This window comes from Bifidobacterium bohemicum DSM 22767, assembly GCF_000741525.1.
GTDB classification, from domain to species: Bacteria; Actinomycetota; Actinomycetes; order Actinomycetales; family Bifidobacteriaceae; genus Bifidobacterium; species Bifidobacterium bohemicum.
Genome location: NZ_JGYP01000002.1, coordinates 216,999 through 236,703, shown reverse-complemented (window position 1 = coordinate 236,703; position 19,705 = coordinate 216,999). Strand labels below are relative to the sequence as shown.

Here is a 19,705-nt window from a genome sequence, read left to right as displayed (position 1 = left end):
CATGAACGGGCCAACGGAGAGTCGTGGACACATGGTTGTGGCTCGACATGTCACCGAGGTCGTTTCTGTTGCGCAAGCGGCGAATGTTCCGTTGCAGGTCGAAGCCTCCCAAGAGGATCATTTCGACCCCGAATCCAGTTGCGATGCACGTGAAAGGGCGCTTATCGCTCAGTTGCGTAGCCTGTTAAGGCCGGTCGTCGCGCCCGTTTGCCTGATCGAAAGAATCGAAGCCACCCTTGATCGCTGCTGCGTTGAAAGCGGTCGTGAGATCGGCGAAGGCGACGATGCGGAAGTGTGAGTACGGATGGTCGGGGCCGAACCCAAGCAAGACGTCCCCGGCGGCTCGGTTATGCCATCATGTGGCTTTTGGAGACGCAGCTTCGTTCATGGGTGATTCGGCCTTTGCGGAACTCTGAGGATTGTTCTTCGTCGTTCAATGGCGCAGGGCCGAAGGCCATGACTTTGTGTTCCTGAATTCGGGAATCCGGCTATCGCGTAGGGCTACATCGTGTGGGGATTATGTTGAAGGAATATGAAAAAGCCCCGCATGATGCAGGGCTTTGCTTTTTATAGACTACTGAACTCAGGCATTTGGCCTTTTGCCGTGATTGGCGGCCTTTTTGCGACGTGCCTTACGCTTGCGTCCGCGCATTCCCATGATGGACTCCTTTACGTTCAATGAATGACCTATGGCATTATCCCACGGTGCTACGACTTCTCGCTCCGGTGCTTTACGGATGCCCCCATGTCGCCAGCCGCCCGCATCCGTTGATCAACCGTTCGCCGCCGTACGGTTGCCGGTGTCGCTGCCAATGTTCAGTCCGTTCAAGATCGATCAGCGCGAATGAATAAGGCTGTGGTGCTGGTGTCGCCGGGCTTGATGACGGTGAGGTCGCGGCCGGTATTGAAGGCGTTGGCGTAGGCCGTTTGCGGCTCGATGGCGACTCCTGAGGGATGTTTGTCGGCCGGAAAGCCCGTTCCGGTGCACATTTGGAACGAGGTGATGCTCTGGTCTCCGCCTACGCTGACCGTCAGTCCGTCCGGGCGGGTGAGTGTTGCGAATGTATTGCCTTCAGGGTCGCGTTCGACATCGGTCCATGCGTCATCGAACGGCTGCTCGGTAAGCGCGGTGGGCTTGCGCAGATCGTATTTGGTGCCATCCACGGGTTCAGTGCCGACGGGCAGCAGTCGTTGGTCAACCGTTACATGCGTGCGAGCCGGGATGCAAACCTTGCATTGGGCGTTCTGTGCGTCGATTTCATCGCCATAACCGTCAAAACCGTTGGCGATCCACGGGTGGATGGCCAGAGCCCACGGTGCGTCGATGCTGTCGTTATTGGTGGCGTCCAAGGTCAGAGTCAGGCCTTCGTCGTCGAGCTTGAAGTTGGCTTTTACGCTCAGATCGAAGGGATATCCGTGCATGCTGCCCGTGCGCCAGGTGAGCGTGACGGCATCGTCGGTCAGACGTTCAAGATTCCAGAATGCGCGATAGCCGTATCCGTGGATGGCGTTGTTCCGTTCGTGTTCGTCGACCGGAAGTTCGTACGTGTTGCCTTCAAAGGTGTAGACCCCATCGGCGATGCGGTTTGGGTAGGGCACGAGCAATTGCCCGTTGCTGCACGGCACGGGCCGGTCGGGATCCCAGGTGGCGATGATATCTTCGCCGCGGAACGTGAGTTTGCGCAGTGTGGCACCAAGCTCGGTGACCACTGAGGTGTAATCGCCATGGTGAATCGTGTATTGCTGGCCCGAACGAGGGGGCAGAACGGATGAAGCCATTATCACTCCTGAAAGAAAGTAACGTTGTTGTTATCGCTCACTATTCTACGCGGTTCGTGCCCTTTATTCCGGTCGGTGACGCAATTTACCCGATTACCAAGTGGCGATGTCCGCTACTTTTGCTCCGAGCACGCCTACCAAATCAGTCGGATTGACACCGATACTGAAGCCGCGTTTGCCTCCGGAAATAATGATTTCGCCGAACGACATGGCGCTTTGGTCGATCACGGTCCTGTGCTTGGTGCGCTGGCCCAGCGGTGAGATGCCGCCGACCACATACCCGCTTTCGCGCTCAGCCACCTTGGAATCAGCCATTGCGGCCTTCTTCGCGCCCACTGCGGCCGCAAGATGTTTCATGTCGAGGTGACCGCTGACCGGCACCACGCCGATCACCCGTTCCTCGCCCGTATCCGCCATCAGGGTCTTAAACGAGCGGTGCGGGTCGATGCCGAGCTTCTCGGCGCCCTCGAGCCCGTAGCCTTCGTCCATGTGATCGGAGGAGTGTTCGTACTCGTAGATCTTAAAAGGTATGCCAGCCTCGGTCAGTTCACGCGTGGCTGGAGTGGAGGCGATTCCGGCCGCCTTCTTGTGGTTCTTGCTCATGATGCTCCAGTCTACTCGTTCCGGGCGAGTGCTTTCTGGCTTGTGATCCCAGCTTTCGGGCACTGTCGGTTTTGCTGTCCAGAAATTGTGATGGTGCAGGGTTTTGATGGCGATTGCCGAGTTGCAGCTGCGTTTGCGTTGGAAAGTTGGACTTGTACTGATACGACGCCGTTTCCGCCGTGGAATAGGCGTAGAGTAAAACACGGTCGGCAAATGCTTGGTCTGCAGGACTGCGTTATTCGGGTGGTGGCGCCGGATGAGTCGAGGATGGTTGCGCCGGCAGCTCTGAGGCTGGGAGGTCATGGCGGTCGAACGGGGCGCGACTCCATGAGCGGTCTGATTTTTGTGGTCCGCAACAGTGCCGTGGCGGTGCCCGACCGGGTTCCGTAATGTTTACCACCATCTAAATATGAGAAAATCCCCAACCTTGCGGAAGGGGATTTTCGTTATGAATCACGTCTCCGTCTGGAAACGGGAATCGTTCTGCAGCTTATGCCGCGACCCGGTCACTTGCTGATTTCAGCGAAGTAGAGGAGGGTGCGGATCATGTTGCAGGTGAAGCCATACTCGTTGTCGTAGAATACAACGGTGCGAGCCATGGTCACGCCGTCAACGGTGTTGACGTCGGTCTGGGTCGGATCGAAGACGCCACCGTGGGTGTCGCCGATGATGTCGGAGGATACGATGCTGTCAGCGTTGTATCCGAAGGATTCGTTGTTCTCGAAGGCCTTCTTCGCGGCCGCGTTGATGTCCTCAACGCTGGCATCCTTCTCGAGCACGGTGAACAGCTCGGTGATGGACCCGTCCGGCACCTGCACGCGCTGGGCATGGCCCTGCAACTTGCCTTGAACCGAAGGAACGACCTTGCCGATGGCCTTGGCGGCACCGGTGGAGTGCTCGATGGTGTTGACGGCGGCGGAGCGGTTGCTGCGCGGCTTGGAGCCACGGGGGCCGTCGAGCAGCATCTGAGTGCCGGTGTAGGCGTGGATGGTGGTCATGTAGCCGACCTTGATGCCGAAGTTGTCGTCCATCATCTTGACCAGAGCCGCGAAGGAGTTCGTGGTGCAGGAACCGGAGGAGACGATGTTGTCGGAAGGCTTGAGGATGTCCTGGTTGACACCGAAGACGACCGTCGGGGTGGTATCGTCCTTGGCCGGGGCGGAAATAAGCACCTTCTTGACGCCGGCGTCAAGGTGGGCCTGGCTCTTCTCGGCGGAGGTGTAGAAGCCGGTGCACTCGAGCACGAACTCGACGCCGTCGTTCTTCACCCACGGGATGTTGCGGGCATCGCGCTCGGCGTAGACCTTGTACTCCTTGCCGTCAACCACGATGGCGTCGTCGGTGGAGGAAACCTCGACCGGGGTGCCGTCGTCGTGACGGAAGGTGCCCTGCGTGCTGTCGTACTTGAGGAGGTAGGCGAGCATCGAAGGGGTGGTCAGGTCGTTGATCGCGGCAACTTCGATGTCGGATGCCTCGCCGCCGCGAGCCTGGAGCTCGAAGATGCGACGGAACGCAAGGCGACCGATGCGGCCAAAGCCGTTAATGCCAATCTTTACTGTCATGAAATCTCCCTAATCAGGATCGGCCGTCGTTGCTCGTGCTCCGTTGGAACGGCGCACGAACTGTGACGGCCCTTTTTACCAACAACTCCTACTTTATATGGTCAGCTGTACTAAAGAAGGTCGTTTCCCATGCTTCTGGGGAAAAACCGACGAGCACTTTGTTAGCGCTAACAACTATGGGACGTTTGACAAGCATGCCATTTGTAGCCAGCAAGTCCAGCATTTCTTTGTCATTCATTTTCGGCAACCGATTCTTAAGGCTCAAACTGCGGTAAAGCTGACCTGAGGTGTTGAAAAAGCGCCTCAGCGGCAGCCCGCTGCGCCGCCACCAGCTTTCCAACTCTTCGGCTGTGGGATTGTCGCTCTTGATGTCGCGCTCAGTATAGGACACATGATGCTCATTGAGCCAGGTGCGGGCCTTGGCGCATGTGGAGCAGCGGGTATAGCAGACAAACTGTACGCCCTCTTGTGGTGTGGCTTGCGTCATCATCGGGCCTTTCACTCGGAAACCATTGCGTGATGACAATCTTAATGTCGCCGTGTTCGCTCCTGACGATCATGCCGCTTCGGGAGAGGCTTTCAGTCGGTGTTTGAATGGTTTTGACATGGTTGTGATAAACCACACATACATGGCGGATCGGGGCGGTGGCGTGTCGGGAGTGTCGTCCGTATCCTGTTCGAAGGCCGCCGACCGTTGGTTGTTCATCGCGGCGGCTGGCGATTGTTTATCGTGACGGCTTCTGGCCGTCAACCGCGCGCGGTCCACTCGTAGGCCCATCGCCGCTGCCCTTTTGTCCGTCTATCGTTCGTCTGCGGATGTCATAAGCAGCTTGGAACGGTGGTCGGCCAGTGGTCCCAGGCTGTCCGCCGTCGCGACGACGGTAGTGACTTCAGGCAGTGTCGTGCCGATGGGGAATGTGACCAGCAGTGTGCCGTCGCCGACGCTGATACTGGACGGCTTTCCAGGCAATAATTCGTTGCTCACCCCAGAGATACCGAGGGTCGTCACTCCGCTGTTGGTCAGTTCGCCGTCATGCAATTCATATTTGAGCCCGGCTTCGGTGACGTGATGCGATAGGTTGTCGACGGAAAGCACTGATACCGGATAAAGCGGGGCATCGGTCGCGGGGGCGGCAAAGTCGAGCGAGCCATTGCATACGGCGGTGGCGACGGTGGTTGAGCCGAACAGGAACCCGATGCCGCCACGTCGGGCGAGCAACGCCAGGTATTGGAGATTGGCCGCGGAATGATCGATGCGACCGCCAAGACCCCCGTAAATGTGGAATCTGCGACATCCCCGTGACCATCCGATCTTGAGCGCCGACAGCATATCGGTGTCGTCATGCTCGGTCGGAAGCGTAATTGTTTCTGCACCCGCCGGCGCCTTTGCCTCGGCGGAGTCGAAATCCCCGATCACGATGTCCGGTGCGATTCCGAGCGTATGAACATGGTCGAGCCCGCCATCGGCCGCAATCACCAGTGAATCGCTAGGCAGTTCACGGGGCTCGTTGCCATAATACGTTCCCGCCGCAAAGATGAAACAGTTCATGTTGTAGAGTCTATCGGCCTGTAGTCACTTTTATATCGCTCCACTTGTCAATGTCTGACCGTTGTCGGTCTATTGCATTATGCAAAATGACCGACAGGCTCTTTCGCCAGGTGGTCGTATGTGTCCTTTTCCGAAAATGAACCGAGAAAATGACGATTATGCGGTAGGCTTGCGGTATTGATTTGTTCCAGAAAGGGTTCCATCATGATCGGTCACATTGGTGTTTACACGACGAACTTCGATGCCGAGAAGGCGTTTTACGCGGCTGCTTTGGCTCCGCTCGGCTATGTGCAGGGTGCGGAATTTCCGGGTGCGGTGATGTTCGCGGACGAAAGCGACGGGGACGCGGTCTGGATTGAGTCGGCGCAGGAGGGGACAGCTCCCTCGCCGATCCACTTGGCATTCGCGGCACCCGACAAAGCAGCGGTTGCGGCCTTCCACGAAGCGGGTCTGAAGGCCGGAGGCACCGACAATGGCGAGCCCGGGCCCCGACCGAACTATGGACCCGACTACTATGCCGCCTTCGTGCACGATCCTGACGGCAACAACATCGAGGCCGTGATCAACAAGTAGTCCGCAAGCCAGAGACGGCCGATTCACTGAGTGGGCAAAACCGGTCATTTCAGCGGATGAAAGGACCGTGTGTTATGGAAGACCGTATCATCGTGCGGCACATCGCGTCTCAGGATTTCGAGACGAAAGCCGCGGTGCAGGCTCAGACGTGGCGCGAGACGTATAAAGGGCTGTTGCCGCAGTGGCTGGTGGATAGGATCACCCCGGAATTCGCGCTGTCGGTGACCAAGCGTCATGACCCGGCCACGGTGTTCGTCGCGTTTGTCGATGGTCGGTTGGTGGGGTTCGCAGAGTTTTGCGACCCGGCCCGTCCGCCGAGCGATTACCCGGAGACCGCTGAATTGGCATCGCTCTATGTGCTTAAGCAATGCCAAGGGTTGGGGATCGGCCGCCGGTTGGTTGAATCAGTGTTTGCGGCCGTGTCCAGGCCCCGTCTGGTGTTGTGGGTGTTCGACGGCAATCTGAAAGCGCAGGCTTTCTATCGACACATGGGTTTCGAACCGACCGGCCGATTTCAGCTTGAGGACGGCGGTGAGCTCCGGTCGTCGGAGTTCGCCAACTTCGATGCGTCCGTCTCGGCGTGAACGGTCGGTTGGTCATGGTTGGGTGAGTTGATTGGGCGTGGCATCAGGGTGGTTCGGCGCGTGGATTGCGCTGTCTCCGCTGGTTGCCGCCCTGAGGAAAGACTGCACGGGTTCATTGGGGGGGGGGTGTCGATGAATCATCGTTTTGCGGCACGGTCCGGTGCGTGCGCCGGGGATTTGGCCAAACACTACGTTCTGATGATTCGACGACACGGAACGTTGCCGTGGATTGGGAATAAAACTGGCGGCTACATGTCGACGACTCGGCTTGGCAACATACCCTGCGACACGGCTTCGCGACACGGCCTTGCAAGATGATTCGATTATGTCAAGGGTTGTGTTATAGTTTTCAGTTGGCTTGAGAAATCAAGAAAGTGGGTACGCCCCACCTGGAGGCTTTTTATGGCTTCGGGTTCAGAAAACCGCGCTGGTCATTTGACTTTGCAAGGCTGACGGCCATGAGTGTGACTGTCGTTGCGCACCGATTTCGGCGTGCATGTTTTGAACTCGTTTCATACGCGTTGCGTCCTCTAGTTGGGCGGCTCAAGGGCAACAAGGATTGGAGTTCATCATCAGCGCAGAACCACGCATTAACGACGAGATACATGTCCCGCAGGTACGCCTGATTGGCCCGAACAGCGAGCAGGTGGGTGTCATCGCGACCTCGGTGGCGTTGAACCTCGCGAAGGAAGCGAATCTCGATCTGGTTGAGGTGGCGCCGAACGCCAAGCCCCCTGTGGCCAAGCTGATCGACTACGGCAAGTACAAGTACACCGAAAAGATCAAGCAGCGCGAGGCACGCCGCAATCAGAGCGCCGTGGAAATCAAGGAGATTCGTTTCCGTCTCAAGATCGACGAACATGACTTCGAAGTGAAGAAGGGCCATGTGATCCGCTTTCTTTCGGGCGGCGACAAGGTCAAGGTCACCATCATGCTGCGTGGTCGTGAACAGTCACGACCAGTAGGTGGTGTGGAACTGTTGCAGCGACTCGCCGACGAAGTGACCGAATATGGCACCATTGAGGCCTATCCGAAGCATGAAGGGCGCAATATCTTCATGACGTTGGCTCCCAAGGCCAAGAAGGTGCACACGCAGTCCGAGCAGCGCCGTCGCGGGGCCGAGTCACGTGCAGAGCGTCAGGCTCGTCAAAAGGCGCGTCTCGAGGCCAAGCAGAAAACCGAAGGGCAAGTGCAATCCGTAACGTCGGCTTCCTCCGCTCCGGCCTCCGAGCCCGTGTCTGACGCAAAACCGGAGACCGGCTCAAAGAGCCAGTCCAAACCTGTTGACAAGTCGGCACCGGCTAAACTGAAGTCGCGTCCTCGCACCACAGGTGACAAATAATCAACCAATACTTTGCGCCGGTTTTTGCCGCATGGCAGCCGGTGCAGGATCGCAAAGCCAAGATTTGCAATCCCGAACACAAGGAGGGGCAGCAATGCCGAAGATGAAAACTAATTCCGCCGCCAAGAAGCGCGTCCGCGTCACTGGCACGGGCAAGCTGATGCAGGCTGGCACCGGAATGCGCCACAACCTGGAGCACAAGTCCGCCCACAAGCGTCGTAATCTTTCGCGTGATCAGGTGTTGGCCACCGCACAGTCCAAGAACTTCAGGAGGCTGCTCGGTCGCTGACCGTCCAAATCGCTTATCGAATACAGGCTTCAAAGTCAATAGAAAGCTAGAGGAAATATTATGGCACGTGTCAAGCGCGCAGTGAACGCCCACAAGAAGCGTCGCGTCGTTCTCGAGAGGGCTTCGGGTTACCGTGGCCAGCGGTCCCGTTCCTACCGTCGGGCCAAGGAGCAGCTGCTCCATTCGTTTAATTACAACTTCCGCGACCGCAAGGCGCGCAAGGGCGACTTCCGCAAGTTGTGGATTCAGCGCATCAACGCCGCCGTCCGCGCCGAAGGCATGACCTACAACCGCTTCATCCAAGGCATTCATGCCGCGGGCATTGAGCTCGATCGTCGTGCCCTCGCCGAGCTGGCCGTAAGCGATCCCGACACGTTCAAGACCATCGTGGACGCTGCCAAGGCCGCTCTACCCAAGGATGTCAACGCTCCGGTCGCTGCCTGAGTCCCGTTTACGTCGTTAGGTCCCGCACTACGTCACGTGGTGCGGGACTTTTGCGTGTGTGCGCGTCACAGCCCGGTCTCAGGGCTGAATAATGCTAGACTGTCCAGCCGCCCGGGCGGTCAGGCGCAATGGTTGCAACTGACGTCACTTCTGCCTTGACGCCGATTGGTGGTTCCACAATGGGTCTTGACTTGGGGGATGCATCCGGTGGTTGATATCACAGGAAAATTTGTTGTCGTAGCCACTGGAGTATGGTTCGGCGGAAACTGGCATCCATGTGAAGTTCAGGATCACCGTTAGTGTGCCTCTGCCATACGTTTTACTCCGGTGATCGCTAGTTGCACATTGATGTTTTCCGCTCTGTTCGTTCCCGGTGCCATCGGCGAACCGCGTGGCGCTAGAATGTGCGTTATGGATGACGGATCGGCAAGGCTTTTGGAACAGTTTCTGGCGCATATCGACGTGGAACGAGGGCTTGCGCGCGCCACGGTGAAGGCCTACGAGTCCGACATACGCGCCTATCTCGATTGGTTGTGCGGGCGCGGCATCACCGGTCTGGACTCCGTAAAATCGCAGGACGTGGAGGATTACGTCGCAGCGCTCGACGCGGCGGGCCAGAGTCCCCGGAGCAAGGCGCGGCGGTTGGCAAGCATTCACGAGTTCCACAAGTTCGCGTTGTCGCAAGGCGTGACCCTGGACGATGCCTCGGCGCGTGTCAAGGCGCCCAAGGCCGGGGATCATCTGCCAGACGTGCTTTCCGTCGATGAGGTGGCGCGTCTGCTTGATGCCGCGCCCGTACCTTCACCCGATACGTCCGGCGTGCCCGTCGATCCGGTGACGTTGCGAGACAAGGCGCTGCTTGAGTTCATGTATGCCACTGGTTGCCGTGTCTCCGAAGCATGCGGAGCGGATCTCAATGATGTGGACTACGACGAGCGGGTTGTGGTTCTCACGGGGAAAGGCTCGAAGCAACGGCTTGTGCCACTCGGGCAATACGCCATCGAGGCGTTGCGTGATTATATCGATGCGGGCCGTCCACTGTTGCAGGCAAAAGCGGTCAAGGCCGTCAGTCACCGATCGACGTCATCGGTCAGGTCGAGCAGGCTCGAAGCATCCCAATATGGATCGACTGCCGGCAGGCCGGTTGTGGAGCGCCGGGCGATTTTTCTGAACAAGCGCGGCCGCCGCATTTCTCGCCAGACGGTGTGGGAAGTAGTCAGACAGGCCGGCGAGCGAGCGCATATCGCCAAACCGTTGCACCCGCACACCTTGCGTCATTCCTTCGCCACGCATCTGATCGAAGGTGGGGCCGATGTGCGCACGGTGCAGGAGCTTCTTGGTCACGCCTCCGTTACCACCACCCAGATCTATACGCATGTGAGCCCGCAGAACCTCATCGAAACCTATCTCGGTGCGCATCCGCGAGCCCGGTGACCGCCAACGCCCTGTGAAGGCATGAAAAAGCCCCGGCATCGGTGGATGTCAGGGCTTGTCTGGTAACGATGCAATCGAAGGCGATTCGTCCCTCGTCGTAAACGATGGACGAATCGATGGGTCGGTGAGGTTACTTGTCGATCGAATACAGCTGGGAGCGGTATTCTAGCACCCGCTTGTGTTTCGTCTCTTCGTCAATGTTCTGATCGGCTAATGTGTTGAGCACCGCTTTGCCGATTTCAATCATGTCCGCGTCACGATGCGACGCATCAGTTAACGTCACTGTTCGGATGAACCCGTTGAGCGCTGCGGTCTGGCCGTCTTCCAGAGCTTGGTCGATGCAGGTCAGAAGCAGTGCCTTGACCGCGTGCGAATTTTTCTTCTCTGACTCGCGCTTTTCATGATACGGCATGAAAAGCGCCACAAGCACTGCCGCCGTCTCCGCAATTGCGGTAAACCATTCCGCCAGTGGCCCTATTTCCATAATATGCTCCTTTCGCGGGCGATTCGAGCGTTTCGATTTCCGCCCATGTCTTTACACCAGTATAGGGCATCCGAAGTGTCTGTGCCCGTGGAATTGCGTTGCCGATGTGCATGAACGCCCGAGCCGTGCGAAAAGCGTCGAGCCAACTGTGAGTAATTTCATTTTATGGATTGTCTTATGCTGACGGCGGTGGTGGATGTGAGCGACGATGGCGACGTGCGATCTGCCGGTAAACCGAATGTCCATACGGCGTCGGCTACGGAGGTCGACGTTTGTCGTTCATCCGTGAACCGTATGGGGAAACAACGCGATTCAACGTGACGCAAGTTAGCGTGATGCGAGTTAACGTGACTCGACGCAACACTGCCCGGACGCCACAGCATTCGGTATAGCCCAACACAGGACAACACAACCCGGCTAGGTTCGGTTCGGTTTGGTTTGGTGCGGTCTGGGTCTAGGTCTGGGTCGGTGTAGTTCACGGCAGGACTCCGCTCGGTTGGGGTGTAACTTGGTATGTCATGGTATGGCGCGGCCATAACGCGGCTCGACCGAGCTATATCTGACGGCAATCCGGTTGCGCGGTGACTTTGGATGGGTCGGATAGTATGGGATTATATGGCTCTGTGGTCAACGGTGGGTGCGGGGTGCCGGTGCGATGGTAGGCAGCGTCAATGACGAATCTGTCAAGGGGCAATCGTGTGGGCAGGTCGGTCCGTCAAAAAAGCGGCTCAGGGAGGCCCGCCCATCGCCGGTAAGATCAAGGTTCAACCGGTTGGTGACGGGGTGAGTAGCCCTCTTGGTAAGGTAAAAGGTATGCCTACGGATTTTATTGGACGCGAATATGAGACCTTTCCGGCACCTTCCATGTTGAAAGCGCATGGTCCGGCACGCATTCTTGCCATGTGCAACCAGAAGGGCGGGGTCGGTAAGACGACCAGTTCCATCAACATCGGTGGGGCCTTGAGCCAGTATGGCCGACGTGTGCTCATCGTCGACTTCGACCCGCAGGGTGCGGCATCGGCCGGTCTGGGCGTCAACGCAAACGCGGTGGATGCCACCATTTACAATGCATTGTTCGATTCGTCCATCAACGTGCATGATGTGGTGCAGCACACGGAATTCGAGAACCTCGACATTATTCCCGCCAATATCGATCTGTCGGCGGCTGAGGTGCAGTTGGTCACCGAAGTGGGACGCGAGCAGGTGCTGTCCAGCGTGCTCGCTGGAGTACGCGACGAATACGACGTCATCATCATTGACTGCCAGCCCTCGCTGGGCTTGCTTACGGTGAACGCCCTTGCTGCGGCCGATGGCGTGGTGATTCCGGTTGCAGCGGAATTCTTCGCGTTGCGCGGTGTGGCTCTGCTGATGCAGTCCATCGACAAGGTGCGTTCGCGTATCAATCCGAAACTGCAGGTCTACGGCGTTTTGGTGACCATGTATACGCCTACCCTCCATTGCGAGGAAGTCAGCCAGCGAATTTACGAGGCTTTTGAAGACAAGGTGTTCCACACCGTCATCTCCCGTTCCATTAAACTGCCCGATTCGAACGTCGCCGCGGCTCCGATAACCGTCTATTCGCCAAATCACAAAACCGCCAAAGAATATCGTCAAACCGCGCGTGAGCTCATTTACCGTGGCATTGTGGCCTGATATAGGCATGGCGCAATGGTTGCTGCGACTGCGACTGCGACGGGATCGGATCGCCGGGAACCGGTTTCTGACGCCCACGAATCTGATGTTTATCGCTCGGACGATTACGAATCCGACACTCACCGATCTGACGTTTTGCCCGGCAGTGACATGGCGGTAGGGGCGGACGCCGACGCACCGCCTGCCTCATCGGGGGTCGCCTCCGGTTTCCTGGTCAATCTTTCCGTCTATTCCGGTCCGTTCGATGCTCTGCTTTCCATGATCGCCGAACGTAAGCTGGAACTGACGGAGGTTTCTCTCTCGGCCATTACGGGCGAGTTCATCGACTACGTGCGCTCGCTGGACATGACCCACAATATGGAGGAGGTCAGCGGCTTTCTTGAGGTGGCTTCCGTGTTGATTGAAGCGAAGAGCGCGTCGTTGTTGCCCTCCGGCGAGGACGGGGAACGCGACGAGCAGAGCATGGAGGCGCTTCGTGAACGCGACCTGCTGTTTGCCCGGCTCGTGCAATACCGCGCATTCAAGACGGCGGCCGACGACTTTCGCGCGCGGCTTGCCGGCAATTCCGGGCGTTTTGCGCATCCGGCGTATACGGACGCAACCATCGCCGCCATGCTGCCGGAGCTGGAATGGAGCATCGGTCCGCTTGATTTGGCCAAACTTGCGGCCGAAGTGTTCCTCAATGCCCCGGCCGACAAAGTTTCCGTGGAGCAGTTGCATGTGGCGAAGGTGAACTTGCAGGAGCAGTCTCAAGTGGTGCGCTCACGGTTGCGGGCATTGAAGTCCGGTGGCTCGATGACGTTTTCCCAGTTGGTTGCCGACGCCTCCGGCACACTTGAGGTGGTGGCCCGATTCCTTGCCGTCCTGCTGTTTTTCAAGCAGGGCGTGTTGCAATATAAGCAATCCGGGCCGTTCGAGGAACTTCATCTGCGGTGGATCGAGTCCGCGGATGAGGATCAGGCTTCGATGGTGGTGGGGCAGGAGGATTTCGCATGAGTGCAGGGATGACGCACGATGACGATAGCGACATGCAGACAATCGAGCAAGGTGCGGATCGGATGAACGCCACGGAAACGATTGCCGAAGACGGTTCACGAGCGGTTTCCCGTCCCGAATACGTCGATTTCGACGTGGAGGATTTTCCCGGTGGGCTGCTTTCCTGCCTCGAGGCGATTCTGATGGTGGTTGATCGGCCGATTGACGCCGAGGAGTTGGCGCATGCCTTGGCGCTTGAGGCAGGTCAGGTCGAGCGGGCGTTGCGCGAACTCAAAGCGCAATATGATGGCGATTCCGGCAACAATATCCGTTCCCGTGGCTTCGAGTTGCGTCACTCGGCGCGCGGCTGGCAGTTGGCCAACCGGGCCGTCTATGAGCCGGTCGTCTCCGCGTTCGTGGCTGACGGTCAGGTTTCGCGCCTTTCGCAGGCGGCCCTTGAGGCGTTGGCGATCGTGGCCTACAAGCAGCCGATTACGCGTGCGCAGATCGCCGCCATTCGCGGGGTGAACTCGGATGGGGTGGTGCGGGTTTTGAGTGTGCGCGGCCTGATTGCTGAGCAGGGCACGGATCCTGATTCGCGGGCGGCGCTGTTGGTGACGACCGGCCTTTTCCTCGAAAAGATGGGACTTGATTCCCTGGATCGGTTGCCGGCCTTGGCGCCGTTCCTGCCCCAGGAGTCCGATGTGCTTGACGAGGCCGAGTAGTCCCCCTCACTCACTCGGATTGAACCGTATCGCGTATTCGTGCCTGGGTGTCGGCCGGTCGGCGACTTGGTTTACCGAATAGGTTCGGCGCCGGGAGCGGGGGCTCAGCGTGTCTTTGTCGATGGCGTATTCGTGTCGGCATACGCGGATACTATTGTGAAGGTTTGTGTGGGAGTGAAGAGTTAAACATTTCTCTACTGAGGACACCCAAGGAACATACGCATTAGGAGAGGCTTTTATGGCGGTACGTGGTGATATTCGAAATGTGGCGATCGTGGCTCACGTCGATCACGGCAAGACGACTCTGGTTAACGCGATGCTCCAGCAGTCGCACGTGTTCAGCGAACGTGAGGAGGTTCCCGATCGCGTGATGGACTCGAACGATCTGGAACGCGAGAAGGGCATCACCATTCTCGCCAAGAACACCGCGGTACAGTACACCGGACCGCTCGCGGCCAAGTACGGACAGCCCGACGGCATCACCATCAACGTGATTGACACACCCGGCCACGCCGATTTCGGCGGTGAGGTTGAACGTGGCATCTCGATGGTCGATGGCGTGGTGCTTCTGGTGGACGCTTCCGAAGGCCCGCTGCCGCAGACCCGTTTCGTGCTGCGTAAGGCGCTTGAGGCCAAACTGCCGGTGATTCTGTGCATCAACAAGGTTGACCGCCCCGATGCGCGTATCGCCGAGGTGGTGAGCGAATCGACCGACCTGCTGTTGGGTTTGGCGCAGGACGTGATCGAGGAGGGCGTTGACCTCGACCTTGACTCGTTGCTGGACCTGCCCGTGATTTACTGTGCCGCGAAGGCCGGTTACGCCTCGACGAACCAGCCTGAGGACGGTGGTGAACCGGACAACAAGGACCTCGAGCCGCTGTTCGACTCGATCATCTCCAATATTCCGGCTCCCGAGTACGAAGAGGGCGCCCCGCTGCAGGCTCATGTCACCAACATCGATGCCTCCGATTATCTGGGTCGTCTGGGCCTGGTGCGTATTTACAACGGCACGTTGAAGAAGGGCAAGCAGTATGGCCTGTCCCGTGTGGACGGCTCGCTCGAGCACTTCAAACTCACCGAGATTTTGCGTACGCAGGGCCTCGACCGTTTCCCGGTCGATGAAGCCGGCCCCGGAGACATCGTGGCCGTGGCCGGTGTCGACGACATCATGATCGGCGAGACGATCGTCGACCCGGACGATCCGAAGCCGTTGCCGCTGATCCATGTGGACGATCCGGCCATCTCCATGACGTTCGGCATCAACGACTCGCCCTTGGCCGGCCGCGAAGGCAAGGATCACAAGCTCACCGCCCGTATGATCAAGGATCGCCTCGACCGCGAGCTGATCGGCAACGTTTCCATCAAGGTGGTACAGACCGACCGTCCTGATACGTGGGAGGTGCAGGGGCGTGGCGAGCTGGCGTTGGCGATTCTCGCCGAGCAGATGCGTCGCGAAGGCTACGAACTGACCGTCGGCCGCCCGCAGGTGGTCACCAAGGTTATCGACGGCAAGATCAACGAGCCGATGGAGGCGGACACCATCGACGTGCCCGAGGAATACATGGGTGCGGTCACGCAGCTCATGGCCGACCGCAAGGGTGTCATGGAATCCATGTCGAACCACGGCTCGGGCTGGGTGCGTTTGCAGTTCAGTGTGCCTTCGCGTGGCCTGATCGGCTTCCGCACGGCATTGTTGACGGCGACGCGCGGCACCGGCATTTCAAGCTCCATTTCCGCAGGCTACGCCCCGTGGGCAGGTCAGATCGTCACCCGTCAGAATGGTTCGATGGTCTCCGACCGTGCCGGCACCGCGACTCCGTACGCTATGCAGCGCCTGCAGGCGCGTGGCAGCTTCTTCGTCAAGCCTCAGTCCAATGTGTACGAAGGCCAGGTCGTCGGAGTAAACAACAAGCCCGACGAACTTGATGTGAACGTGACGCTGGCCAAGCACATGACCAACATGCGTTCCTCGACCGCGGACGTGCTTGAGACCCTCACCCCGCCCATCGTCATGAGCCTTGAGGAGGCGCTCGACTTCGCCAACGAGGACGAGTGCGTCGAGGTGACCCCCGAGGCCATTCGCGTGCGCAAGGTGATTCTGTCGCGTGACGAGTGGTACAAATGGCGAGCCAAGCAGCGCCGTCAGGACGCCGCAAGGGCCGCCAAGTAAGGTTTGCGCCGGTAGAGAGTCCGGAAGCATGCGGTTGCATGCCATAAACAGCGCCTCCGATGCGCCCGACCGAATGACTTCGGGAAGGCCGTCGGGGGCGTTTCGCCGTCCGTTTGGAGTACGTCCGGTTCGTAATATATCGCTGGCGCGGGGTGTGCGGGCGATGGCCCGATGGTGATATTCGAATTGGCCGTGGTTGGTTGTTTCGGCTGGTGGCGGATTGGCGCGGATTGGTGGCGTTGACCGCCCGGTGCGGCATACTGGCAGTATGGGTATTGATGGTGGCGATTCGACATGGGTTCGGTCTGACGACTTCGATGCTGTATTGGGGGCTCCGGGTGAGTCGGCGGGCGAAGGGCAGGATACGGGTGCCGCGCACGGTTCCGATGTTCCTGCCTTTGCCGATGTGCCTTGGTCGCATCGGCAGAATGCGGTGGTTCGCGCTTTGATCTGCATGGTTGCGGGTATGGCTTCAGCGCTGTTCGGAACGATGGCGCACCGCATGGGAGCGCAATACAATATTCCCTATGGACTGGTGCTGGCGTTGGCCATCGTCGTGCTTTCCACTTGGTGTGCGCGGTCCCGTAGCGGGGTGGTGGGATTGGCTTTGCATCTGATCTTTTCCTCGGCAACGGCTTGGGCGTTGGCGCTGGGGCTGGGAGGCGACATGCTTACTCCGATAGGCTTCGGTGCCAGCGTGCCGTTTTTCAGTGCGCATGTTGGGTATATGTGGTTGTTAGGAATGATCGTCGCGCAAATGGCCGTGCTGTTCCTGCCGCCATCGTGGTTCGTCATGAAGAGCGGTGATTCGGCTCAGGCAGGCCGAATCAGTGAGGGAGAGATGCGGGAAGAGCCTTCTGAGGCGGGTGGAACGGCCGGTGCGAGTGTAGTGGTGCGTAACGATGACGCAGACAAAGGGCAATGGGGTGGGCCACAATGACCAAAATGCTGTATTACCTCGGTCCGTCGGGTTCGTTCACCCATCAGGCGGCGTTGAAGTTTGCAGTGGATATCGCGAATTCCGGGGTTGCGTCTGTGGCGGGGCATTTGGAACCCGAACCGTGCGAAAGCGTGCCGGACATCATGGAGCATGTCGAGGCGGGCGAGGGCTGGGGGGTCATTGCCTGGGAAAACAACGTCGAAGGGCCGGTGATTCCCAATCTCGATGCGTTGATCGACGCTCACAATGTGGCTGGTTTCGCGCGTGTCAGCGAGACGGTGGCCTTCGACGCCTTTGTGGTTCCCGGTGTCGATGCGCCGCCCACGCGGATTGTCGCCCATCCCCATGGATTGGCTCAATGCCAAGGGTTTGCGCGCCGTATGGGACTGAAGGCGGTACCCGCCTCCTCGAACGCCGCTGCATGCAAAAACCTGCGGCCCGGTCAGGTGGCCTTGGGGCCTTCGATTTGCGGTTCGCTGTATGGTCTGCAAACCCTCGAAGGCGGGGTGCAGGACTATGAGGGTGCCCATACCGATTTTCTTGTGGTGGCTCCGCGCGACGAAGTGTCCGGGAAGATCGCCAGGGCATTGGCGTTGGGCGCGCAAGACGAGGACGGTGGGATTTGCGGTGGTTGCCCCGTCGTTTGCGATGATGCGAGTGAGCCATCCATCGGGGATCGCGCCGATTGCAGGGAGTTCGAGACGATTTTCGCCGTAGTGCCCCTGAGCACCGGACCAGGCGTCATGTCGCGTCTTCTTGACCGGATGCGTGACGAGGGTCTGAACATGACCAGTCTCATGTCCCGTCCGATCAAGGGTCATGACGGCACCTACAGCTTCATCATCACGCTTGACGCCGCGCCGTGGGAGGCGAATTTCCATGCGTTGCTCGACCGTATCGTGGCCCGGGGCGACTGGGTCAAGACGCTGGCGGTTTATGAGCGCGGCGCAAGGCCGAACCCGCCCGTGGATACGTGGATGCTGCCCAAAGACGGAATCTGCACGAAACGCGACATGCACGGAAACGGTGTCGAGGTTGGCGGGCAGGAACAGGCGAACGATCGGGATGAAACGATGGTGAAGCGTGGCCCGAACGCAAACGCAATGCAATTTAGGCATGACGGTATTCATCATGCAGCTACGGCTACGATGAATATGGCGCAACTGATGGAAAGGGAACTGCTGTGGTCGATTCAGTAGGCATAGTGGGGCTTGGGCTGATCGGTGGGTCGCTCGCTCGGCGACTGGTCAACGCCGGGTGCACGGTGATGGCGTGGAATCATCACCCAAGGCCGTACGCCGCCGCCACAGCCGAAGGCATCGAATGCGTCGGGACCTTGGAGGACCTGGCCGCCTGCCGGCCCGACGTGCTGGTGTTGTGCAACCCTCTGAAAGCCATGCCCTCGCTGCTGACGACCCTGGCGCCGGTGCTCGACCGTGGCACGACCACACTTACTGACGTGGGCAGCGTCAAGGCTCAGGTGCGTGCCGAGGTTCGCGCAGCCGGATTGGACGACTGCTACGTTGGTGCGCACCCGATGGCCGGCACCGAGTTCAGCGGGTTTGAGGCCAGCGACCCGGCGATTTTCGACGATGCGTTGTGGGCGTTGACCGTCGACGAACACACCTCATTGAGCCGGTTGCAGCAGGTCGCCGGTATGATCTGCGACACGCTCGGCAACCGCGCCATCGTGATTGACGACCAGACGCACGACCGCGCCGCCGCCATGATTTCGCACATGCCCCACGCGGTTTCCACGGCTTTGGTCAATATGCTCACCACCTCGGACGACCGTAATGTCGCCGCGGCACTGGCTGCCGGTTCGTGGCGCGACATGACCCGCGTGGCCATGACGGACCCGGACCGTACGCGAGCGATGATTGAGGAGAACCCGGCCAATGTGGTCGTTTTGCTACGCGATTTCTCGGCCGCGGTCAGCGGCTTTGCCGATGACCTTGAGAGCGGCAACCAGCAGGCTTTGGAACGGTTCTTTGCCACGGGCCAACCTTATCGCCTGTACAAAGCCCGCCAATCCGATGTCGCGCAAGGTCGGGGCGGGCAAAGGCGAACCCTCGGCATCAGTGAGGCCAACTGGCGAGATGAGCTGATTGAATCGGCCAGACGAGGCGAGTGGATTCTACGGTTCGCCACATCCCGGCAGGCCGAAGTCGCGGTATCCGATTGGAAGTGAGGCTGAACGCCCGCAGTGTCAGGACTGGTTCGCGGAGGCTAAAAGCTGCACCTTGTGCAAGGGCAAGGTGGGCGTAGTCTCATTTGCCGGCTCGACGGGCGCGTTCGGGGATCGGCTTCAACAAGAGAATTCGCTCCGCGGGGATGTCCACTTCCTCGGCGGGGCGTGAACCGTTGGCCGCCGGGTCGCGTGTGATGGACAAGGTCGCCCTGTCCCACGAACGGACATGACCGATCAGGTCGCGGTACTGCTGACGGCCGGTCACTTCATCGATTCCGTCAAGAGTGCGCACCATCAGTCGTGCCCCGGCCGGTATGTGTGTTGGAAGTGGCATGTTTCATCTCCTTCTGCTGGCTTCAACGGTAGACGCGACCGGCGAGAAGTCCGCGCGGCTCGAACGGTGGGGCT

At 59.1% G+C, this 19,705-nt stretch carries 21 protein-coding genes and 1 pseudogene; 14 read left to right on the top strand and 8 right to left on the bottom strand.

The window, feature by feature from the left end:
* Nucleotide 1: 1 nt before the first annotated feature.
* The gene (locus BBOH_RS03295; RefSeq protein WP_074428527.1) at nucleotides 2-298 is read left to right on the top strand and encodes a hypothetical protein; all 297 of its coding nucleotides are present in this window, start codon (nucleotides 2-4) and stop codon (nucleotides 296-298) included.
* Between the two features lie 285 nt (nucleotides 299-583).
* Here the strand turns inward: BBOH_RS03295 and BBOH_RS09530 are convergent, their stop codons facing one another.
* The 6 genes from BBOH_RS09530 to BBOH_RS03265 all read right to left on the bottom strand — a co-directional run bounded on the left by BBOH_RS09530 (nucleotide 584) and on the right by BBOH_RS03265 (nucleotide 5,493).
* Nucleotides 584-658 (bottom strand): 50S ribosomal protein bL37, encoded by a 75-nt coding sequence (locus BBOH_RS09530; protein WP_369803150.1) that lies wholly within the window; start codon nucleotides 656-658, stop codon nucleotides 584-586.
* A gap of 167 nt (nucleotides 659-825) precedes the next feature.
* A complete protein-coding gene (locus tag BBOH_RS03290; protein WP_033521294.1) occupies nucleotides 826-1,779 on the bottom strand; it encodes an aldose 1-epimerase family protein in 954 nt (317 codons plus the stop codon).
* Between the two features lie 93 nt (nucleotides 1,780-1,872).
* Nucleotides 1,873-2,382, bottom strand: a complete 510-nt coding sequence (gene ybaK / locus BBOH_RS03285; protein WP_033521293.1) for a Cys-tRNA(Pro) deacylase — start codon at nucleotides 2,380-2,382, stop codon at nucleotides 1,873-1,875.
* Nucleotides 2,383-2,888: 506 nt separating this feature from the next.
* Entirely contained in the window at nucleotides 2,889-3,944 is a 1,056-nt protein-coding gene (gene gap / locus BBOH_RS03280; RefSeq protein WP_033521292.1) for a type I glyceraldehyde-3-phosphate dehydrogenase, read from the bottom strand.
* 88 nt (nucleotides 3,945-4,032) lie between these two features.
* Nucleotides 4,033-4,431: an arsenate reductase family protein gene (locus tag BBOH_RS03275; RefSeq protein WP_033521364.1), complete on the bottom strand. Its 399-nt coding sequence runs from the start codon at nucleotides 4,429-4,431 to the stop codon at nucleotides 4,033-4,035.
* A gap of 312 nt (nucleotides 4,432-4,743) precedes the next feature.
* On the bottom strand, nucleotides 4,744-5,493 hold the full coding sequence (locus tag BBOH_RS03265) for a thiamine diphosphokinase (RefSeq protein ID WP_044098106.1): 750 nt from the start codon (nucleotides 5,491-5,493) through the stop codon (nucleotides 4,744-4,746).
* 204 nt (nucleotides 5,494-5,697) lie between these two features.
* On the opposite strand from BBOH_RS03265, the gene BBOH_RS03260 reads away from it, so the two are divergent.
* From BBOH_RS03260 to xerD, 6 genes are all read left to right on the top strand, one after another.
* On the top strand, nucleotides 5,698-6,066 hold the full coding sequence (locus BBOH_RS03260) for a VOC family protein (RefSeq protein ID WP_033521290.1): 369 nt from the start codon (nucleotides 5,698-5,700) through the stop codon (nucleotides 6,064-6,066).
* Between the two features lie 74 nt (nucleotides 6,067-6,140).
* Complete coding sequence (locus tag BBOH_RS03255; RefSeq protein ID WP_044098104.1) at nucleotides 6,141-6,650, top strand: GNAT family N-acetyltransferase; 510 nt, start codon at nucleotides 6,141-6,143, stop codon at nucleotides 6,648-6,650.
* A gap of 559 nt (nucleotides 6,651-7,209) precedes the next feature.
* A complete protein-coding gene (infC, locus tag BBOH_RS03250) occupies nucleotides 7,210-7,992 on the top strand; it encodes a translation initiation factor IF-3 (protein WP_081930304.1) in 783 nt (260 codons plus the stop codon).
* Nucleotides 7,993-8,086: 94 nt separating this feature from the next.
* Entirely contained in the window at nucleotides 8,087-8,281 is a 195-nt protein-coding gene (gene rpmI, locus BBOH_RS03245; protein WP_033521289.1) for a 50S ribosomal protein L35, read from the top strand.
* 60 nt (nucleotides 8,282-8,341) lie between these two features.
* Entirely contained in the window at nucleotides 8,342-8,725 is a 384-nt protein-coding gene (gene rplT, locus BBOH_RS03240) for a 50S ribosomal protein L20 (RefSeq protein WP_033521288.1), read from the top strand.
* A 411-nt stretch (nucleotides 8,726-9,136) separates the two neighbouring features.
* Nucleotides 9,137-10,159, top strand: a complete 1,023-nt coding sequence (xerD, locus tag BBOH_RS03235) for a site-specific tyrosine recombinase XerD (RefSeq protein WP_033521287.1) — start codon at nucleotides 9,137-9,139, stop codon at nucleotides 10,157-10,159.
* Between the two features lie 130 nt (nucleotides 10,160-10,289).
* On the opposite strand, the gene BBOH_RS03230 is transcribed toward xerD, so the two are convergent.
* Complete coding sequence (locus tag BBOH_RS03230; protein WP_033521286.1) at nucleotides 10,290-10,643, bottom strand: hypothetical protein; 354 nt, start codon at nucleotides 10,641-10,643, stop codon at nucleotides 10,290-10,292.
* 813 nt (nucleotides 10,644-11,456) lie between these two features.
* Between BBOH_RS03230 and BBOH_RS03225 the strand changes: the two genes are divergently transcribed.
* From BBOH_RS03225 to BBOH_RS03195, 7 genes and pseudogenes are all read left to right on the top strand, one after another.
* Nucleotides 11,457-12,296, top strand: a complete 840-nt coding sequence (locus BBOH_RS03225; RefSeq protein WP_033521285.1) for a ParA family protein — start codon at nucleotides 11,457-11,459, stop codon at nucleotides 12,294-12,296.
* A 150-nt stretch (nucleotides 12,297-12,446) separates the two neighbouring features.
* Complete coding sequence (locus BBOH_RS03220) at nucleotides 12,447-13,292, top strand: segregation and condensation protein A (RefSeq protein WP_033521360.1); 846 nt, start codon at nucleotides 12,447-12,449, stop codon at nucleotides 13,290-13,292.
* Nucleotides 13,293-13,354: 62 nt separating this feature from the next.
* Complete coding sequence (gene scpB / locus BBOH_RS03215; protein WP_033521359.1) at nucleotides 13,355-13,996, top strand: SMC-Scp complex subunit ScpB; 642 nt, start codon at nucleotides 13,355-13,357, stop codon at nucleotides 13,994-13,996.
* A 238-nt stretch (nucleotides 13,997-14,234) separates the two neighbouring features.
* Nucleotides 14,235-16,166, top strand: a complete 1,932-nt coding sequence (gene typA / locus BBOH_RS03210; protein ID WP_033521284.1) for a translational GTPase TypA — start codon at nucleotides 14,235-14,237, stop codon at nucleotides 16,164-16,166.
* Between the two features lie 454 nt (nucleotides 16,167-16,620).
* A pseudogene (locus BBOH_RS03205) lies at nucleotides 16,621-16,986 on the top strand (alcohol dehydrogenase); the annotation flags it as partial.
* A 116-nt stretch (nucleotides 16,987-17,102) separates the two neighbouring features.
* Nucleotides 17,103-18,305, top strand: a complete 1,203-nt coding sequence (locus BBOH_RS03200) for a prephenate dehydratase (RefSeq protein ID WP_074428529.1) — start codon at nucleotides 17,103-17,105, stop codon at nucleotides 18,303-18,305.
* Entirely contained in the window at nucleotides 18,290-19,297 is a 1,008-nt protein-coding gene (locus tag BBOH_RS03195; protein WP_033521283.1) for a prephenate dehydrogenase, read from the top strand. The genes BBOH_RS03200 and BBOH_RS03195 overlap by 16 nt, the downstream gene beginning before the upstream one ends.
* 79 nt (nucleotides 19,298-19,376) lie before the next feature.
* On the opposite strand, the gene BBOH_RS03190 is transcribed toward BBOH_RS03195, so the two are convergent.
* On the bottom strand, nucleotides 19,377-19,631 hold the full coding sequence (locus BBOH_RS03190) for a DUF6725 family protein (protein ID WP_033521282.1): 255 nt from the start codon (nucleotides 19,629-19,631) through the stop codon (nucleotides 19,377-19,379).
* Between the last annotated feature and the right edge of the window lie 74 nt (nucleotides 19,632-19,705).

Excerpts from the sequence above, each read along its gene's own strand:
- BBOH_RS03275 (WP_033521364.1), bottom strand. The coding sequence starts at position 4,431 with ATGACGCAAGCCACACCACAAGAGGGCGTACAGTTTGTCTGCTATACC.
- rplT (WP_033521288.1), top strand. The coding sequence starts at position 8,342 with ATGGCACGTGTCAAGCGCGCAGTGAACGCCCACAAGAAGCGTCGCGTC.
- BBOH_RS03200 (WP_074428529.1), top strand. The coding sequence starts at position 17,103 with ATGACCAAAATGCTGTATTACCTCGGTCCGTCGGGTTCGTTCACCCAT.
- BBOH_RS03220 (WP_033521360.1), top strand. The coding sequence starts at position 12,447 with ATGGCGGTAGGGGCGGACGCCGACGCACCGCCTGCCTCATCGGGGGTC.
- BBOH_RS03290 (WP_033521294.1), bottom strand. The coding sequence starts at position 1,779 with ATGGCTTCATCCGTTCTGCCCCCTCGTTCGGGCCAGCAATACACGATT.
- ybaK (WP_033521293.1), bottom strand. The coding sequence starts at position 2,382 with ATGAGCAAGAACCACAAGAAGGCGGCCGGAATCGCCTCCACTCCAGCC.
- BBOH_RS03255 (WP_044098104.1), top strand. The coding sequence starts at position 6,141 with ATGGAAGACCGTATCATCGTGCGGCACATCGCGTCTCAGGATTTCGAG.
- scpB (WP_033521359.1), top strand. The coding sequence starts at position 13,355 with ATGAACGCCACGGAAACGATTGCCGAAGACGGTTCACGAGCGGTTTCC.
- BBOH_RS03225 (WP_033521285.1), top strand. The coding sequence starts at position 11,457 with ATGCCTACGGATTTTATTGGACGCGAATATGAGACCTTTCCGGCACCT.
- gap (WP_033521292.1), bottom strand. The coding sequence starts at position 3,944 with ATGACAGTAAAGATTGGCATTAACGGCTTTGGCCGCATCGGTCGCCTT.
- BBOH_RS03265 (WP_044098106.1), bottom strand. The coding sequence starts at position 5,493 with ATGAACTGTTTCATCTTTGCGGCGGGAACGTATTATGGCAACGAGCCC.
- xerD (WP_033521287.1), top strand. The coding sequence starts at position 9,137 with ATGGATGACGGATCGGCAAGGCTTTTGGAACAGTTTCTGGCGCATATC.
- typA (WP_033521284.1), top strand. The coding sequence starts at position 14,235 with ATGGCGGTACGTGGTGATATTCGAAATGTGGCGATCGTGGCTCACGTC.
- BBOH_RS03230 (WP_033521286.1), bottom strand. The coding sequence starts at position 10,643 with ATGGAAATAGGGCCACTGGCGGAATGGTTTACCGCAATTGCGGAGACG.
- BBOH_RS03260 (WP_033521290.1), top strand. The coding sequence starts at position 5,698 with ATGATCGGTCACATTGGTGTTTACACGACGAACTTCGATGCCGAGAAG.
- rpmI (WP_033521289.1), top strand. The coding sequence starts at position 8,087 with ATGCCGAAGATGAAAACTAATTCCGCCGCCAAGAAGCGCGTCCGCGTC.
- BBOH_RS03295 (WP_074428527.1), top strand. The coding sequence starts at position 2 with ATGAACGGGCCAACGGAGAGTCGTGGACACATGGTTGTGGCTCGACAT.
- BBOH_RS03190 (WP_033521282.1), bottom strand. The coding sequence starts at position 19,631 with ATGCCACTTCCAACACACATACCGGCCGGGGCACGACTGATGGTGCGC.